Source organism: Shinella sp. GW835-FHT14H05, assembly GCF_058793575.1.
This window is the reverse complement of record NZ_JBXAFY010000009.1, coordinates 141,640-157,909: the sequence shown is the minus strand read 5'-3', so window position 1 is coordinate 157,909 and position 16,270 is coordinate 141,640. Positions and strand designations below refer to the sequence as shown.

Annotated in this window: 16 protein-coding genes; 3 read left to right on the top strand and 13 right to left on the bottom strand. The window is 63.1% G+C overall.

Going from position 1 to position 16,270, the window contains the following annotated elements; all coding sequences use genetic code 11:
- Window positions 1-69: 69 nt before the first annotated feature.
- Both AC1Q6Z_RS24260 and AC1Q6Z_RS24255 read left to right on the top strand, forming a co-directional pair.
- Entirely contained in the window at window positions 70-1,281 is a 1,212-nt protein-coding gene (locus AC1Q6Z_RS24260) for a bifunctional 2-C-methyl-D-erythritol 4-phosphate cytidylyltransferase/2-C-methyl-D-erythritol 2,4-cyclodiphosphate synthase (protein WP_492649576.1), read from the top strand.
- 2 nt (window positions 1,282-1,283) lie between these two features.
- Window positions 1,284-1,778, top strand: coding sequence for a CinA family protein (locus tag AC1Q6Z_RS24255; RefSeq protein ID WP_492649633.1), 495 nt, complete (start codon window positions 1,284-1,286; stop codon window positions 1,776-1,778).
- Here the strand turns inward: AC1Q6Z_RS24255 and AC1Q6Z_RS24250 are convergent.
- From AC1Q6Z_RS24250 to AC1Q6Z_RS24190, 13 genes are all read right to left on the bottom strand, one after another.
- Window positions 1,775-2,584: a hypothetical protein gene (locus AC1Q6Z_RS24250; protein ID WP_492649575.1), complete on the bottom strand. Its 810-nt coding sequence runs from the start codon at window positions 2,582-2,584 to the stop codon at window positions 1,775-1,777. The two genes, AC1Q6Z_RS24255 and AC1Q6Z_RS24250, sit on opposite strands and share 4 nt — an antisense overlap.
- Before the next feature lie 31 nt (window positions 2,585-2,615).
- Entirely contained in the window at window positions 2,616-3,068 is a 453-nt protein-coding gene (locus AC1Q6Z_RS24245) for a type II toxin-antitoxin system RatA family toxin (RefSeq protein ID WP_492649574.1), read from the bottom strand.
- Window positions 3,069-3,078: 10 nt separating this feature from the next.
- On the bottom strand, window positions 3,079-3,648 hold the full coding sequence (locus AC1Q6Z_RS24240) for a P-loop NTPase family protein (protein WP_492649573.1): 570 nt from the start codon (window positions 3,646-3,648) through the stop codon (window positions 3,079-3,081).
- A 70-nt stretch (window positions 3,649-3,718) separates the two neighbouring features.
- Entirely contained in the window at window positions 3,719-4,696 is a 978-nt protein-coding gene (gene lipA, locus AC1Q6Z_RS24235) for a lipoyl synthase (protein ID WP_256115855.1), read from the bottom strand.
- Window positions 4,697-4,787: 91 nt separating this feature from the next.
- Window positions 4,788-6,233 (bottom strand): dihydrolipoyl dehydrogenase, encoded by a 1,446-nt coding sequence (gene lpdA / locus AC1Q6Z_RS24230; RefSeq protein WP_492649572.1) that lies wholly within the window; start codon window positions 6,231-6,233, stop codon window positions 4,788-4,790.
- Between the two features lie 58 nt (window positions 6,234-6,291).
- Window positions 6,292-6,933, bottom strand: a complete 642-nt coding sequence (locus tag AC1Q6Z_RS24225) for an SGNH/GDSL hydrolase family protein (RefSeq protein WP_256115853.1) — start codon at window positions 6,931-6,933, stop codon at window positions 6,292-6,294.
- A 15-nt stretch (window positions 6,934-6,948) separates the two neighbouring features.
- Entirely contained in the window at window positions 6,949-8,301 is a 1,353-nt protein-coding gene (locus AC1Q6Z_RS24220; protein ID WP_492649571.1) for a pyruvate dehydrogenase complex dihydrolipoamide acetyltransferase, read from the bottom strand.
- Between the two features lie 15 nt (window positions 8,302-8,316).
- Window positions 8,317-9,699 (bottom strand): pyruvate dehydrogenase complex E1 component subunit beta, encoded by a 1,383-nt coding sequence (locus AC1Q6Z_RS24215; protein ID WP_435268432.1) that lies wholly within the window; start codon window positions 9,697-9,699, stop codon window positions 8,317-8,319.
- Between the two features lie 19 nt (window positions 9,700-9,718).
- Complete coding sequence (gene pdhA / locus AC1Q6Z_RS24210) at window positions 9,719-10,765, bottom strand: pyruvate dehydrogenase (acetyl-transferring) E1 component subunit alpha (protein WP_256115850.1); 1,047 nt, start codon at window positions 10,763-10,765, stop codon at window positions 9,719-9,721.
- 149 nt (window positions 10,766-10,914) lie between these two features.
- The gene (locus AC1Q6Z_RS24205) at window positions 10,915-11,223 is read right to left on the bottom strand and encodes an FtsB family cell division protein (RefSeq protein ID WP_256115849.1); all 309 of its coding nucleotides are present in this window, start codon (window positions 11,221-11,223) and stop codon (window positions 10,915-10,917) included.
- 458 nt (window positions 11,224-11,681) lie between these two features.
- Entirely contained in the window at window positions 11,682-12,956 is a 1,275-nt protein-coding gene (gene eno / locus AC1Q6Z_RS24200) for a phosphopyruvate hydratase (RefSeq protein WP_256115848.1), read from the bottom strand.
- A 130-nt stretch (window positions 12,957-13,086) separates the two neighbouring features.
- Entirely contained in the window at window positions 13,087-13,926 is an 840-nt protein-coding gene (gene kdsA, locus AC1Q6Z_RS24195) for a 3-deoxy-8-phosphooctulonate synthase (protein ID WP_256115847.1), read from the bottom strand.
- A 1-nt stretch (window position 13,927) separates the two neighbouring features.
- Window positions 13,928-14,821, bottom strand: coding sequence for a VOC family protein (locus AC1Q6Z_RS24190; RefSeq protein WP_492649570.1), 894 nt, complete (start codon window positions 14,819-14,821; stop codon window positions 13,928-13,930).
- A 57-nt stretch (window positions 14,822-14,878) separates the two neighbouring features.
- On the opposite strand from AC1Q6Z_RS24190, the gene AC1Q6Z_RS24185 reads away from it, so the two are divergent.
- A complete protein-coding gene (locus tag AC1Q6Z_RS24185) occupies window positions 14,879-16,210 on the top strand; it encodes an NAD(P)/FAD-dependent oxidoreductase (RefSeq protein WP_492649569.1) in 1,332 nt (443 codons plus the stop codon).
- Window positions 16,211-16,270 lie beyond the last annotated feature (60 nt).

Sequence of the window (16,270 nt, the reverse complement as noted above, 5' to 3'; positions counted from 1 at the left end):
CGCTGGAATTGCGCCTTCCTTCCGGCTAAACCAACCAAAACGCTTTGAAATGGGAGATGTAGAACCGAAATGCTGGCGGAAAAGACGCTATCCTGCGGCGTGGTGATCGTTGCCGCCGGGCGCGGCGAGCGGGCGGGCAGCCACGCCGAAGGCCCCAAGCAGTACCGCCGCATCGGCGGAAGGCCGGTCATCTCCCATACGCTCGATCTCTTTGTCAATTGGCAGCCGGCCCGGCGTATCGTGGTCGTGATACACAAGGATGACGAGACGCTGTTCGAGGCGGCCCGTGCCGCTGCCCTCCCCGCCGGCGACCGCCTCACCGTCGTGCATGGCGGCGCGACGCGCCAGCAATCCGTGCTCGCCGGCCTCGAAGCGCTCGCCGACGAGGACATCACCCACGTCCTCATCCAGGACGCCGTGCGCCCCTTCGTCGAACCCGCCATCCTGGAGCGTACGCTAACCGCCTTCCACAACGGCGCGCGCGCCGTGCTGCCCGCCGTCGCCGTCGCCGACACGCTGAAACGCGCGGACGCCAATGGCAATGTCGCCGAAACGGTCTCCCGCTCCGGCCTCTTCGCCGCCCAGACGCCGCAGTCCTTCCACTTCGCCACAATCCTCGAAGCCCACCGCCGCGCAAGCGTCTCCGGCCACAGCGATTTCACCGACGATGCCGCCATTGCCGAATGGGCGGGCGTGCGCGTGCATCTCGTCGAAGGCAGCGCCGGCAACGTCAAGCTTACATTGCAGAAGGATATCGCCATGGCCGACCAGCGCCTTTCCCACGGCCTGCCGGATGTGCGCACCGGAAACGGATACGACGTGCACCAGCTCGTCGAAGGCGACGGCGTGACGCTCTGCGGCATCTTCATCCCGCACGACCAGAAGCTCTCCGGCCATTCCGACGCCGACGTGGCCCTGCATGCGCTGACCGACGCCCTGCTCGCCACCTGCGGCGCAGGCGATATCGGCGACCATTTTCCGCCGTCCGACATGCAGTGGAAGGGCGCAGCCTCGCGCATCTTCCTCGAACACGCCGCGGCCATCGTGCGCAAGAACGGCGGCACGATCATGAATGCCGACGTCTCGCTGATCGCCGAAGCCCCAAAAATCGGCCCGCACCGCGAGACGATGCGCAAAAACCTTTCCGACATGCTCGGCATTTCGCTCGATCGCTGTTCGGTCAAGGCCACGACCAACGAGAAGATCGGCTTCGTCGGCCGGCGCGAGGGCATTGCAGCCATCGCCACCGCCACCGTCGTCTACAGGGGAACCGACGCATGAGCATCTGGCCGAAGGACATCGAAGACACCGCCCGCGGCATCGTCGCCGATCTCACCGAGCGCAAGCTGTTGATCGCCACCGCCGAATCCTGCACGGCAGGCCTCATTGCCAGCGTGATCACGGAGATTCCCGGCTCCTCGAATGTCTTCGACCGCGGCTTCGTCACCTATTCCAACGAGGCGAAGCGCGAGATGATCGGCGTCGCCAATGCAACGCTGAAGGCGCACGGTGCCGTCTCACGAGAGACCGCCCTCGAAATGGCCCAAGGCGCAATCGGAAACTCCGGCGCCAATATCTCGATTGCCGTGACCGGCATCGCCGGCCCCGGCGGCGGCACGGAGGAAAAACCGGTCGGCCTGGTTCACCTCGCCGCCGCGCGCACTGGCTACGAGACGCTGCATCGGGAAATGCGCTACGGCGATATCGGCCGCAGCGCCGTCAGGCTTGCGACGGTGCGCACCGCGCTGGAAATTCTGATCGAGATATCGCAGGGTTAATTCGGGCAGAGCGAATAGATGTTCATGGCGAAATTCGCCTCATAGAGCGCCGTATCTCCCCAGAAAGCCTGGCCCGCTGGAAAATTCTTCGCGAGGAACGCATCGACGAGCGCCCTCTGCTTTTCGGCGAGCGCCTTGTACTCCGGTGTCTTGCGCTTTTCGCTCACGCATTTCGTGAAATCCGGAATGGGGCTTGTCCGCTCCACGAAGAGCGCCTCGAAATCGCTGGAACTCAACGCCTTGCCGGTCTCGAGGGCAGCAATCTTGCGGGCCGCCTGTGCGGACAGCACGATATCGAACGTCTCGACATGGAAGAAATCACCGAGGCGCCGGTCCTCGTCGCCGAGTTCAGCCCCCTCGACGGTGTAGGCCTTGCCGACAAGCTTGTAGCCGCTCACCTCGAAGGCTAGACGCGCCGAGACCTTCACTTTCAGCGCCTTCTCGCGCTCCGGGTTCTGGTCCTTGAAGAGCGGAGGCTGCAGCGTCTCCGTGTCCACGATGCGCATTTCGCCGCCGACGTCGATCGCCGCCGGATCGGAGGAATAGGCATGGCGCGCGTTGTAGAAGGCCAGCATTTCCGCTTCACGGGTGGGGAAGAAGGCGCGATCCAGATAAACCGGATTTCGAGGCAAGCCGTCCTCTCTGCCCTGGATTGTCATCTTCACATCCGGCCCGATACGATAACTGCCGGCGAGCGGCCGGTTCTGGTCGTCGAGAAGAAGAATGTAGTCTCCCGGCGCTTCCTGCGCGGCCGCAGGCGTGCAGATGAAGGCGATCAGGACGAAGGGAGCGAACCGGGTGATCATGACCCGGTAACGGGCGAGCCGATCGAAAAATTCAGCCGGCGGTATAGATCGCCGCCGCCCGCTTTTCGAAAGCGTCGGTGAACATGCGGAAGGCGCGGTCGAACATCGAGCCCATCAAGGCACCCAGAATACGGCTCTTGAACTCGTAGTCGATGAAGAAATGCACGTTGCAGCCGCCATCCGGCAGCGGCTCGAAGCGCCAGCGGTTGTCGAGATAGCGGAACGGCCCGTCGAGATATTTCACGTCGATCGCGCGCTCCGCCCGGTTGAGCAGCACCTGCGTGGTAAAGGTCTCGCGGATCGCCTTGTAACCAACCGTCATGTCGGCGACGAGCAGTTCCTTGCCGTCGCGCTCCCTGCGCGAGCGCACGGCGAGCCCCTCGCAGAGCGGCAGGAATTCCGGATAGCGCTCGACATCGGCGATGAGGTCGAACATCTGGTCGGGCGTATGGGGAACCGGGCGGCGCGTTTCGAACTGAGGCATGGAGGGCCAATTAAGCGGGAGCGCCCAGAAGATCAAGAAGACAGCGCATTTCCGCGTGGCTTTTCAGCTGCAAAACCGGAACGTCCGGCCCACGCCTTTGCAACTGCAGGAGAATTTGTGGCACCGTGCGCTTCTCGAAATTCCAGATATAAGACAGGAATTCTCTGTCGGGTATTTGTTCGAGACAACCTTCGGCCATCTCCGGTCGGGTTTTTCCGGAATACCGGAAACCTCGCCTCGTCACGCCAAGCAGACACCTCCAGCGAGGAAGACGGACCCAGATCACCATATTCGTGCGCGGCAGTCTCAAATCGAACGTCGATTGTCCGGTCCCATCCATGAGCCAGCGCGCTCGCGCGACCGTTTCCGTGATCAGCACCCTCTCTTCGGCCTTGTCGCGCTTTACCCAGCCCGGCAACCAATAGAAATCACGGTCCATCGAAACATAGGGTAGGCCAAGACGCTCGCACAGGCGGTTTGACAGCGTGCTTTTCCCGCCGCCCGAACAGCCGATGACCAGAACACGGTGGGCAGACTTCAGCCGCTCTGCTGCGTCCTCGATCGAAACGTAAACCGTCATCGCCATCCCCCGAAACGAAAAGCCCCGCCGTCTTGCGACGGCGGGGCTTAAAGGAGGTTCGCGGAAAAGTCTATTCCGCGGCGGCCAGAACCTTGCGCTCGCGGGCGGCGCGAAGGCGGGCGAAATCATCGCCGGCATGGTGCGAGGAGCGCGTCAGCGGGCTCGACGAGACCATCAGGAAGCCCTTGCTATAGGCGACCGTCTCGTAGGACTTGAACTCCTCCGGCGTCACAAAGCTCATGACCGCGTGGTGCTTGCGGGTCGGCTGGAGATACTGACCGATGGTCAGGAAGTCGACATCGGCGGTGCGCAGGTCGTCCATCAGCTGAAGCACTTCGTTGCGCTCTTCGCCGAGGCCCACCATGATGCCCGACTTGGTGAACATCGTCGGGTCCAGTTCCTTCACGCGCTGCAACAGGCGAACGGAATGGAAGTAGCGCGCACCCGGACGAACCGTCAGGTAGTTGCCCGGCACAGTCTCCATATTGTGGTTGAAAACGTCCGGCTTGGCGGCGACGACGCGCTCCAGCGCACCGGGCTTCTTCAGGAAGTCGGGCGTCAGGATTTCGATCGTCGTCAGCGGCGAAGCGGCACGGATCGCCCAGATCACCTTTTCGAAATGCTCGGCGCCGCCATCGGCGAGGTCGTCACGGTCCACCGATGTGATAACGACGTGCGAAAGGCCCATCTGCTTGACGGCCTTGGCGACGTTTTCCGGCTCCGCCATGTCGAGGGCGTTCGGCTTGCCTGTCGCCACGTTGCAGAAGGCGCAGGCGCGGGTACAGATCTCGCCCATGATCATGAAGGTGGCGTGCTTCTTGTCCCAGCACTCGCCGATATTCGGGCAGCCCGCCTCCTCGCACACCGTCACCAGCTTGTGGGAGCGCACGAGATCGCGCGTCTCCTGGTAGCCCTTGGAGACCGGTGCGCGCACGCGGATCCATTCCGGCTTGCGCAGCACTTCCGTGTCCGGCCGGTTGGCCTTTTCCGGATGGCGCACCCGCTTGGCATCGGGCGAAGGATTGGTGCGGTCGAGAATCGTGACCATGTCGTTTCCACTTTCCTGGCGGGCTCAAGCGCCTGCCCTGCGGACCCTGAAAGAGTGAGCCCGCCTCATGTGGAGGCGGGCTTTAGCACGTTCAAGCGTTCAGCGCACGCCCATAGGCATCCAGCACGCTTTCCTTCAGCGTTTCGGAAATCGTCGGATGCGGGAAGATCGTGTGCATCAGCTCTTCCTCGGTGGTTTCGAGGTTCATGGCTATGACGAAACCCTGGATCAGTTCGGTGACTTCCGCGCCGACCAAATGCGCGCCGAGCAGTTCGCCGGTCTTCTTGTCGAAGATCGTCTTGACGAGACCCTGGTCTTCGCCGAGCGCAATGGCCTTGCCGTTGGCGACGAAGGGGAAGCGGCCGACGCGGATGTCGCGGCCCTGTTCCTTGGCCTTGGCTTCCGTGAGACCGACGGAGGCGACCTGCGGATGGCAATAGGTGCAGCCCGGGATCTTCGACTTGTCCATCGGGTGCACGTTCGGCAGACCTGCGATCTTTTCGATGCAGATGACAGCCTCATGCTCGGCCTTGTGGGCGAGCATCGGCGGGCCGGCGACGTCGCCGATCGCGTAGATGCCCGGCACGTTCGTCGTGCCGTAGCCGTCGATGGCGATGAAGCCGCGGTCGGTCTTCACGCCGATCGCTTCAAGACCGATATTTTCCACATTGGCCTGCACGCCGACAGCGGAAATCATCCGGTCGGCGGTGATCTTCTCGACCTTGCCGTCCTTCATCTCGACATGGGCGGTGATCGAGTTGGCACCCTTCTCCACCTTGGTGACCTTGGCCTCCAGATGGATCTTCATGCCCTGCTTTTCGAACTGCTTCTTGGCGAGCGCGGAGATTTCCGCATCCTCGACCGGCATCACCGTCTTCATCACCTCGACGACCGTCACGTCGACACCGAGCGTGCGGTAGAAGGAGGCGAACTCGATGCCGATGGCGCCCGAGCCCATGACGAGCAGCGACTTCGGCATCTCTTCCGGCTTCATCGCTTCGAAATAGGTCCAGATCAGCTTGCCATCCGGCTCGATGCCCGGCAGCGCGCGCGGACGGGCACCCGTCGCGATGACGATATGCTTTGCGGTGTAGGTGCCCTCGGGCAGCACGTTTTTCGGCAAAGGCGCCTGCGGCTGCTGGATCGCCTTGGTCGTCTTGGACACGACGATCTCGCCCGGCTTGGTGATCTTTGCTTCACCCCAGATGATGTCGACCTTGTTCTTCTTCATCAGGAAGCCGACGCCGCCATTCATGCGCTGGGCGATGCCGCGCGAGCGGGCGACGATCGCCTTCAGATCCGGCGTCACGGAGCCTTCGATCTTGATGCCGTAGTCGCCCGGATGCTGGGCGTAATGAAAAATCTCGGCGGAGCGCAGCAGCGCCTTGGTCGGAATGCAGCCCCAGTTGGAGCAGATGCCGGCGAGGTGCTCGCGCTCAACGATGGCCGTCTTCAGGCCCAACTGGGCGGCGCGGATCGCGGCGATATAGCCGCCCGGACCCGAACCGATAACGATGACGTCGTAAGTCTGAGCCATGTCGTTTCCTGCCTTGTTTTTTCGCGCGGGCACAAACACCGCGTCTATGTTCTCTTGTTTACAGTCCGAGCATCATGCGCACGACGGGCTCCAGCCCGCGGCCAATCGCCCGCGTGTTTTCCGCATCGAGATGCACGCCGTCGAGCGGCGTCGTCTGCGCCACCGAACCGGCATCGAAGAAGCCGCAGCCGGTCTCGTCCGCAAGGTCCGCATACAGCGTCGCCAGCATCGCCGATTGCTCGACGCCGCCGGCAAACATCGCCGCGAAAGCGGTGTTCGCCGTCTCGCAGATCGGCGGCGGCGAGACGAGCAGGATCTCCGGCCCCTCCTGCCCGCCGAACGACCAAGCATGGTGGCGCACCAGATCCACCAGCCGCTCCATGCCCTGCACCGCGCCAAAGGCCGTGCCGCAGATCACCGGCTTCATGTCATTGGCGCCGAGCAGGATGATCACGAGGTCGATCGGGTCGTGGCTGTGCAGGATCGTCGGCAGGATGCGCGCGCCATTGCGGTCGCAATCCGCCAGGTGATCGTCATAGGCGGTGGTGCGGCCATTGAGGCCCTCGGCAATGACGGTGACCTCCGGCCCCAGCGCCTTGGCGAGCACGCTCGGCCAGCGATCCTCGAAGGAATGCCGGTCGAGCGTTTCCGCACTGTAGCCCCAGGTGAGACTGTCGCCGTAGCAGAGAACCGTTTTCATGGCCGCACTCCGCTATCAGACGAGCATCCCCATCGGGCTTTCGATGTAGCGCTTGAAGGCGCCGAGCAGTTCGGCACCCAGCGCGCCGTCGACGCAGCGGTGGTCGGTGGAGAGCGTGACCGTCATCGCGTTGACGATGACCATCTGGCCCTTCTTGACCACGACCCGCTCCGTGCCGGCGCCGACCGCCAGGATCGTCGCATGCGGCGGGTTGACGACGGCGGCGAAATTCGAGACGCCCATCATGCCCATGTTGGACACCGCAGTCGTGCCGCCCTGGTACTCTTCCGGCTTCAGCTTGCGTTCCTTGGCCCGCTTGCCGAGATCCTTCATCTCGTTGGAGATGGCCGACAGGCTTTTGAGCTCGGCCTTGCGGATGATCGGCGTGATCAGGCCGCCCGGGATCGACACGGCAACACCGACATCGGCGTGCTTGTGCTTGACCATGTTGGTGTCGGTCCAGGAGACGTTGGCATCCGGAACATCCCGCAGGGCAAGCGCTATGGCCTTGATCACCATGTCGTTGACCGAGAGCTTGTAGGCCGGCTTGTCGTCCTTGCGCGGTGCGGAATCGTTGATCTGGGCGCGCAGCGCCAGCAGCGCGTCGAGTTCCACATCGACCGAGACGTAGAAGTGCGGGATCGTCTGCTTGGATTCCTGCAGGCGCTTGGCGATCGTCTTGCGCATGCCGTCATGCGGCACGAGTTCGTAGGAGCCCTGCTCGAACAGCTTGAGAACGGCCTCTTCCGACATGCCCTTGGGGGCTGCGGCAGGGGCGGCCGAGGCGCCAGCAGCCGGGGCTGCGGCAGCGGCAGGCTTTGCACCGCCGGAGGCGACCGCCTTTTCCACGTCGCTCTTCACCACGCGGCCATGCGGACCGGAACCGGTGATCGCCTTGATGTCGATGCCGGCATCCTTGGCGATGCGGCGGGCGAGCGGCGACGAGAACAGGCCGCTGCCGTCCTTGGCAGGCGCCGAAGCAGCAGCAGCCGGCGCCGCAGCAGCGGCCGGCGCTGCGGCGGCGGCAGGCTTTTCCGCTTCCTTCGGCGCTTCGGCCTTGGCTTCCGCCTTCGGGGCCTCGGCCTTTGCCGAACCACCGCCGGCAGCGGCTGCCGAAACATCTTCACCGTCGGCGGCGAGGATGGCGATCAGGCTATTGACCTTCACGCCTTCCGTGCCCGCCGGAATGATGATCTTGGCGACAACGCCCTCGTCGACGGCTTCGACTTCCATCGTCGCCTTGTCGGTCTCGATCTCGGCGATGACGTCACCGGATTTCACGGTGTCGCCTTCCTTGACGAGCCACTTGGCGAGGTTGCCCTCTTCCATGGTGGGCGAGAGGGCGGGCATCGTAATGTTGATCGGCATGGATGCGCCCTCCCCTTATTTGTAGCAGACGGTTTTGACCGCCTGGACGACTTCGCCGACATTCGGCAGCGCCAGCTTTTCGAGGTTTGCGGCATAGGGCATCGGAACGTCCTTGCCGGCGATCGTCAGGATCGGCGCATCGAGATAGTCGAAGGCCTGCTGCATGACGCGGGTCGCGATCTCGGTGCCGACGGAGGACTGCGGATAGCCTTCCTCGACGACGACGAGACGGCCGGTCTTCTTGACCGATTCGATTACGGTCGGCAGGTCCATCGGGCGGATGGTGCGAAGGTCGATCAATTCGACGTCGATGCCGTCCTTCTCGAGTTCCGCAATCGCCTTCAGCGCATAGGTCATGCCGATGCCGAAGGAGACGACGGTGACGTCGCTGCCCTTCTTGTGGATGCGCGCCTTGCCGATCGGCAGCACGAAATCATCCAGCTTCGGCACTTCGAACTGCTGGCCGTAGAGGATTTCGTTTTCGAGGAAGATGACCGGGTTCGGATCGCGGATCGCCGCCTTCAAGAGGCCCTTGGCGTCGGCAGCCGTGTAGGGCATGACGACCTTGAGGCCGGGAATGTGGCTGTACCAGGCGGCATAGCACTGCGAGTGCTGGGCCGCGACGCGCGCCGCTGCCCCATTCGGGCCGCGGAAGACGATCGGCGCGCCCATCTGGCCGCCCGACATGTAGAGCGTCTTGGCGGCGGAGTTGATGATCTGATCGATCGCCTGCATGGCGAAGTTGAAGGTCATGAACTCGACGATCGGCTTCAGGCCTGTCATCGCCGCACCGACGCCGACGCCGGCAAAGCCGTGTTCGGTGATCGGCGTATCGATGACGCGGCGGTCGCCGAATTCCTGGAGAAGGCCCTGGGTGATCTTGTAGGCACCCTGATATTCGGCCACTTCCTCGCCCATGACGAAGACGTCCTGGTCGCGGCGCATTTCTTCCGCCATGGCGTCACGCAGCGCTTCGCGCACCGTCGTCATCACCATTTCGGTGCCGGCCGGAATATCCGGATCGGCGGCAGCTTCGGTCTTCGGCGCAGCCGGAACGGGTGCTGCGGCAGCCGGTGCCGGCTCGGAAGCCTTGGGCGCCTCGGCTTCCGCCGGCTTTTCGGCGGCCTTCGGTGCGGCAGCGGCATCGGCGCTTTCGCCGTCCTGCAGCAGCACGGCGATCGCCGTGTTGACCTTGACGCCCTCGGTGCCGGCGGCGATCAGGATCTTGCCGATCACGCCTTCATCGACGGCTTCGACTTCCATCGTCGCCTTGTCGGTTTCGATTTCGGCGATCACGTCGCCGGACTTGACGGTGTCACCCTCGTTCTTGACCCACTTGGAGAGCGTGCCCTCCTCCATGGTCGGAGACAGGGCGGGCATGAGAATCTCGATTGGCATTTTTCGTCCCTCCCCGGATTTACAGCAGGATGTCGGTGTAGAGCTCGGATGCATCCGGCTCCGGATCGGCCTGCGCAAAATCGGCGCTGTCGGCGACGATGTCACGGACGTCCTTGTCGATCTTCTTGAGATCGTCTTCGCTTGCCCACTTGTTTTCCAGAAGACGGGCGCGCACCTGCTCGATCGGGTCGTGCTCGGAGCGCATCTTCTGCACTTCGTCCTTCGAGCGATACTTCGCCGGGTCGGACATGGAGTGGCCGCGATAGCGGTAGGTCTGCATTTCGAGGATGACCGGACCCTTGCCAGCGCGGCAATGTTCCACGGCCTCGTCGGCGGCAGCCTTCACCGCGCGCACATCCATGCCATCCACCTGGAAACCGGGGATGTTGAAGGACGCGCCGCGATGCGAGAAATCGGTCTGGGCGGAGGCGCGCGAAACGGACGTGCCCATGGCGTAGCGGTTGTTCTCGATCACGTAGACGACCGGCAGCTTCCAGAGAGCCGCCATGTTGAAGCTCTCGTAGACCTGGCCCTGGTTGGCAGCGCCGTCGCCGAAATAGGCGAGCGAAACATTGTCGTTGCCGCGGTAGCGGTTGGCGAAGGCGAGACCCGTGCCGAGCGAAACCTGTCCGCCGACGATGCCGTGGCCGCCGTAAAAGTTCTTTTCCTTGGAGAACATGTGCATGGAGCCGCCCTTGCCCTTGGAAAGGCCGCCGCGACGTCCGGTCAGTTCCGCCATCACGCCGCGCGGGCTCATACCGCAAGCGAGCATATGGCCGTGGTCACGATAACCGGTGATGACCTGGTCACCTTCCTTCAGCGCCAGTTGCATGCCGACGACGACAGCTTCCTGGCCGATATAGAGGTGACAGAAGCCGCCGATGAAGCCCATGCCGTAGAGCTGGCCGGCCTTCTCCTCGAAACGCCGGATCAACAGCATCTCGCGGTAGGCTTTGAGGTCGTCTTCCTTGGAGAATTCGGCGATGGTGCCGCCGGTGAAGTCTTTTTTGACAGGCTTAGCCGCTGTCTTGCGGCTGGACGTGGACGCGGTTTTACGCGGAGCCATGCGTTCCTCCCTATGTTTGCCTCTTGTTGGAAACCATAGGGGAGAAATTCCGCATCAGCAATGCCATAAATGCATGGCTTATATTCTTTGTAAGTCGCTGATTAGTAAGGGAGATTTACGATTAACCTGATTTCAGTTAATCCACACTCCTAGTGGAAAATCACGATTTCGTCGGCTCTGGACATGTTGAGATAGGAGCGTGCTTTTTCATCCAGCATGTCGCGCTCCAGCGAGCCGTCGCTCATCAGAGCCACTTCTTTTTCCAGGATTTGGCGCTGACGCACGAGTATGTCCAGGCGCGCCTGACGCTCCACTCTCTGCCGTTCGAAATCCTCCATCCCCCTGAGGCCGAAATCGCCGTGCACGGAATGATAGCCGAAGTAGGAAAGGAATGCGACCGTAATTACCGGCAGGGTAAGCCGGCCGAATTTCCGCTTTTTATGATGTTTGGTCCACATGCAAGTGCCCCGATACGCAATACGGATTTCATACTAGCGCCAAGGGGTTAACCGATCATTGACCATGATGGGCGGGGCGCGGAAAAAGCCATGCGGCACGCAGCGCGAGACGGGCAGCGTCGTGCGCGCAGCATGGATCCTCGGGTCAAGCCCGAGGATGACGAAGGAGAGGTGGTGAGGACAAGAAGTAGGAGAGAGAACTCGTCGAGAGATCGGACTTGAGGAGGCCAGAGGATATCTCCAGATGCCCGCGATACCTAGGCGCGCACGGAACACTGCGCCGCATGCCGCACCGTTCGCTGGGGGGGGAAACAGTCCCTCCCCTCCGTCATCCTCGGGCTCGACCCGAGGATCCACACCCCTCCCGCGACGAGAAAAAAGACCCCTCAGGGCGCTTAAAAAACAAAACCCGCACCTTGCGATGCGGGTTTTGCCATTTTGGAGAAACTGTTTGTCGATCAGCCGCGCAGGATGCCTCGGCCGGCAAATTTCGCCTGCGGACCGAGCTGCTCCTCGATGCGGATCAGCTGGTTGTACTTGGCGGTACGGTCGGAGCGGGCGAGCGAGCCGGTCTTGATCTGGCCGCAGTTCGTGGCGACCGCGAGGTCGGCGATCGTCGAGTCCTCGGTTTCGCCCGAACGGTGCGACATGACGGCGGTATAGCTCGCCTTGTGCGCGGTCTCGACGGCGTCGAGCGTTTCGGAGAGCGAGCCGATCTGGTTGACCTTGACGAGGATCGAGTTGGCAACGCCCATCTTGATGCCGTCGCGCAGGCGCGCCGAGTTGGTGACGAACAGGTCGTCGCCGACGAGCTGGACCTTCTTGCCGATCTTGTCGGTCAGCGACTTCCAGCCGTCCCAGTCGTCTTCCGCCATGCCGTCCTCGATCGAGAAGATCGGGTATTTTGCGGCAAGTTCCGCCAGGTAATCGGCCATGGCTTCCGGCTCCAGCGTGCGGCCTTCGCCTTCGAGCACGTATTTGCCGTCCTTGAAGAATTCGGTCGAGGCGCAATCGAGCGCGATATACATGTCTTCGCCGGGCTTGTAGCCGGCTTTCTCGATCGACTTCATGATGAAATCGAGGGCGGCCGGCGCGGATGCGAGACCCGGCGCGAAGCCGCCTTCGTCACCGACATTGGTGTTATGGCCATCGGCAGCGAGCTGCTTCTTCAGCGTGTGGAACACTTCCGAACCCATGCGCACGGCGTCGCGGATGTTGTCGGCGCCGACGGGCACGATCATGAATTCCTGGAAGTCGATCGGGTTGTCAGCATGCGCGCCGCCGTTGATGATGTTCATCATCGGCACTGGCAGGATGCGGGCGTTCGGGCCGCCGACATAGCGGTAGAGCGGCAGGTTGGCGGCTTCGGCGGCAGCCTTGGCGACGGCGAGCGACACGCCGAGAATGGCGTTGGCGCCGAGGCGGGCCTTGTTCGGCGTGCCGTCGAGCTCGATCAGCGCCTGGTCGATCAGGATCTGGTCTTCGGCTTCGAGCCCGCCGACCGCTTCGAAGATTTCGCCGTTGACGGCGGCGACCGCATTTTCGACACCCTTGCCGAGGTAGCGCTTGCCACCGTCACGCAGTTCGACGGCTTCGTGCGCGCCGGTCGAGGCGCCCGAGGGAACGGCGGCGCGGCCGAAGCTGCCATCTTCCAGATGCACGTCCACTTCGACGGTGGGATTGCCGCGGCTGTCGAGAATCTCGCGGCCGATGATGTCGATGATAGCGGTCATGGATATCGTCCTGTTTCTGGGTTTATAAATCGATTAAAATCTCTCTTAATCGATGATGCGGAAATTACAATGGCTGAGCCGCGACGAGCGGCAACGGATGACACGCCTCTGTGTCATCCGTTTGAAGCCGTCACGCCTTGGTGATGTCGTCGAAGGCGATGAGCTTTTCGAGAAGCCGCGGCATGTCCTTCAGGTGCACCATGTTCGGGCCGTCCGAAGGCGCGTTGTCCGGGTCCTCATGCGTCTCGATGAACAGGCCGGCAACACCGACGGCGACCGCTGCACGGGCCAAAGTCTCGACGAATTCGCGCTGGCCGCCGGAAGAACCACCCTGCCCGCCCGGCTGCTGCACCGAATGGGTCGCATCGAAGACGACCGGCGCGCCGAGCGAGGCCATGATCGGCAGCGAGCGCATGTCGGAGACCAGCGTGTTGTAGCCGAAGGAGGCGCCGCGTTCGCACAGCAGCACGTTCGGATTACCGCTCTCGGTGAATTTCGCCAGCACGTTTTTCATGTCCCAGGGGGCCAGGAACTGGCCCTTCTTGACGTTAATCGTGCGGCCGGTCTTGGCGGCAGCGATGAGCAGGTCCGTCTGGCGCGACAGGAAAGCGGGGATCTGCAGGATGTCGGCAGTTTCGGCGACGATCGCGCACTGCTCTTCCGTATGAATGTCGGTCAGCACGGGAAAGCCGTAATCCTTCTTGAGGTCGGCGAAGATTTCCATGGCCTTTTCAAGCCCGATGCCGCGCTTGCCGGACAGCGAGGTGCGGTTCGCCTTGTCGAAGGAGGACTTGTATACGAGGCCGAGGCCGAGCTTGTCGCAGAGTTCGACGAGCGTGCCGGCGATCATGTAGGCATGGTCGCGGCTCTCCATCTGGCAGGGGCCGGCGATCAGCGCAAAACGCTTGTCCTGGGCAAAGGTGACCTTCTTGGCGCCTTCGCCGACGACGACTGTGGTATTGGCTTTCATCTCATTCTCCGAAGACAAAAAGGACGCCCTGCCCCGGTGCCGGTGGCGCCAGAAGGCGGTTGTCCCGTTGATGGAAGGTGACACCGCGCTCCGTCAGCAGGCGGTGACATTCCGATAGATTCTCGACAGTGAACACGACCGCGCGTCCCTTGAGTCCGCGATCCGTGCCGGCAAGCGGCGAGAGACCGTAAAACCCTTCGAGCCCCGCATCGTTCAGCACCGTGATGCGGCCGCGCGGCGTATCGACGGACATGCCGAAGGACAGGGCCTCGACCTCGCGTTCGTCGGCCGCTTCCTGCACGAGATACTGGAAATCGGTCGGGTTCTGCTCCGAGAGCACGACTTCAGACAGGGCGATCACGCCGTTTTCATGGCTTTCCAGCGCCTTGCGGTCGGAGGGCAGCGGCAGGATGCGCTGCGAGGCGAAGAAGAAGAAATCTGGGCTGCGCAGGTCGGCAGCAAAGGCCAGGCGGAAGCTGCCGGTCGCCGACGTGCCGTCGGGCAGCAGCATATCGCGGGAAAACTCCAGAACCTCGCCGCCGGAAATGCCGGACGACGTGTAGCGCTGGTCGTCTTCCCAGGCATCGCCGCTGGCCATGGCGATGGCGGAAAAACCTTCGATACCGCGGCGGAAACGAAAGGCCTGGTCGCGCGCGACGAAGACATTGCCGCCGCGCGCGGCCTCTTCGCATTCCTCGCGATTGGCGATGCCGAGCGGCTCCAGATAGCTGCCGTCGGCGAGGAAAACGCAACAGTTTTCCGTGCCGAACGGGTGGCGGGCATCCTTGGCGACGGTGAAGCCGAGCGCCGTCAGGCGTTCACGGGCAATTCCGAGGTCGGACACCGGCAGCACCAGATGATCGATCGGGCGGGGCGTTCTCGAACTCACGGTCATGGGTAAAAATCCGGTCGTGTTTCAGGCGCCTCGTGCTTTGCCTGCTTTCCGCCCGCAATGCAAGCACCAGCGCCGCGCGCGGCGGGCCGCTGGAACTTTTCCGTCGCCCGGCCATTCCGGAAGACCCCTCTTGACCGGAGCACTCCCATTCTCAAGAACAACGAGATTACTCGGCAGCGCGATCTCCACGAGTCACGCCCTGTCTGGGCCGGTTCGCCGCGCATTACGCTCCGCACCCGCAAGAAGCCCGCCCGTGACACCTATGACGTCATCATCGTCGGCGCCGGCATTTCCGGCGCGCTGATGGCGCATGCGCTGGCGGACGGGCGCCGCTCCGTGCTCGTCGTCGACCGCCGCCGCCCGGTGCATGGCAGCACGCTCGCTAGCACCGCGATGATCCAGCACGAAATCGACATTCCCCTGCATGTGCTCACCGGCATGATCGGCGAGGAGAAGGCGCGCCGCGCCTGGCAACGCTCGGGACGCGCCGTCGAGCAACTGACGCGCATCGTCGCGGACCTCGACTTTTCCTGCGGCTTCGAGCGCAAGAAGACGCTGTTTCTGGCTGGCGACGAATATGGCAGCCGCGCCCTGCGCACGGAGCTCGACGCCCGGCACGCCGCCGGCATCAAGGCGGATTTCCTCGACACCGCGGCACTTCGGGACGGCTTCGCCATAGACCGCACCGGCGCGATTCTCAGCGATATTTCCGCCTCCGCCAACCCGGCCCAGATGGCCGCCGGCATCCTGCGCGCCGCCGTGTCGCGCGGCGTCGAGGTGGTCAGCCCGCTGGAAATCACCGACGTGCGCTCGACAACCCAAGGCGTCTTCCTCGCCACCGCCGACGGCAAGATTGTCTCCGCCGGCCATGCCGTCTTCTGCTCCGGTTATGAATTCCTGGAAGCCGTCGCGCACAAGGACCACGCCATCATCTCCACCTGGGCGATCGCCACCCCGCCGGCCATCGACCTGCCCGACTGGCTGAAGGAATGCATCGTCTGGGAGGGCGCCGATCCCTATCTCTATCTTCGCCGCTCCCGCGACGGCCGGCTGATCGCCGGCGGCGAGGACGAGGAGGACGAAGAGGCCTTCGCCTCGCCGCAGAAGCTGAAGAACAAGGCCAAGATCATCCGCAAGAAGGCCGAAGCCCTGCTGGGCTTTTCGCTGCCGGAGCCCGACTATTCCTGGGCCGCACCCTTCGGCACCACCCGCACCGGCCTGCCGCTCATCGGCCGCGTCCCCGGCATGGACAATGTCTTTGCGGTCATGGGGTTCGGCGGCAACGGCATCACCTTCAGCCAGATCGCCGCCGAGATCGTGTCGTCGGAAATTGCCGGCCACGGTGATGCGGATGCCGACCTTTTCGCCATCCGCAACGCCGATTCCTGACGATCGGCAGGATCACCGGCGCGATATTCCCCTTCCGTCGAATGGTTGGGTGCGCAACCG

Excerpts from the sequence above, each read along its gene's own strand:
- AC1Q6Z_RS24260 (WP_492649576.1), top strand. The coding sequence starts at position 70 with ATGCTGGCGGAAAAGACGCTATCCTGCGGCGTGGTGATCGTTGCCGCC.
- AC1Q6Z_RS24250 (WP_492649575.1), bottom strand. The coding sequence starts at position 2,584 with ATGATCACCCGGTTCGCTCCCTTCGTCCTGATCGCCTTCATCTGCACG.
- AC1Q6Z_RS24245 (WP_492649574.1), bottom strand. The coding sequence starts at position 3,068 with ATGCCTCAGTTCGAAACGCGCCGCCCGGTTCCCCATACGCCCGACCAG.
- AC1Q6Z_RS24240 (WP_492649573.1), bottom strand. The coding sequence starts at position 3,648 with ATGACGGTTTACGTTTCGATCGAGGACGCAGCAGAGCGGCTGAAGTCT.
- lipA (WP_256115855.1), bottom strand. The coding sequence starts at position 4,696 with ATGGTCACGATTCTCGACCGCACCAATCCTTCGCCCGATGCCAAGCGG.
- lpdA (WP_492649572.1), bottom strand. The coding sequence starts at position 6,233 with ATGGCTCAGACTTACGACGTCATCGTTATCGGTTCGGGTCCGGGCGGC.
- AC1Q6Z_RS24225 (WP_256115853.1), bottom strand. The coding sequence starts at position 6,933 with ATGAAAACGGTTCTCTGCTACGGCGACAGTCTCACCTGGGGCTACAGT.
- AC1Q6Z_RS24220 (WP_492649571.1), bottom strand. The coding sequence starts at position 8,301 with ATGCCGATCAACATTACGATGCCCGCCCTCTCGCCCACCATGGAAGAG.
- AC1Q6Z_RS24215 (WP_435268432.1), bottom strand. The coding sequence starts at position 9,699 with ATGCCAATCGAGATTCTCATGCCCGCCCTGTCTCCGACCATGGAGGAG.
- pdhA (WP_256115850.1), bottom strand. The coding sequence starts at position 10,765 with ATGGCTCCGCGTAAAACCGCGTCCACGTCCAGCCGCAAGACAGCGGCT.
- AC1Q6Z_RS24205 (WP_256115849.1), bottom strand. The coding sequence starts at position 11,223 with ATGTGGACCAAACATCATAAAAAGCGGAAATTCGGCCGGCTTACCCTG.
- eno (WP_256115848.1), bottom strand. The coding sequence starts at position 12,956 with ATGACCGCTATCATCGACATCATCGGCCGCGAGATTCTCGACAGCCGC.
- kdsA (WP_256115847.1), bottom strand. The coding sequence starts at position 13,926 with ATGAAAGCCAATACCACAGTCGTCGTCGGCGAAGGCGCCAAGAAGGTC.
- AC1Q6Z_RS24190 (WP_492649570.1), bottom strand. The coding sequence starts at position 14,821 with ATGACCGTGAGTTCGAGAACGCCCCGCCCGATCGATCATCTGGTGCTG.
- AC1Q6Z_RS24185 (WP_492649569.1), top strand. The coding sequence starts at position 14,879 with ATGCAAGCACCAGCGCCGCGCGCGGCGGGCCGCTGGAACTTTTCCGTC.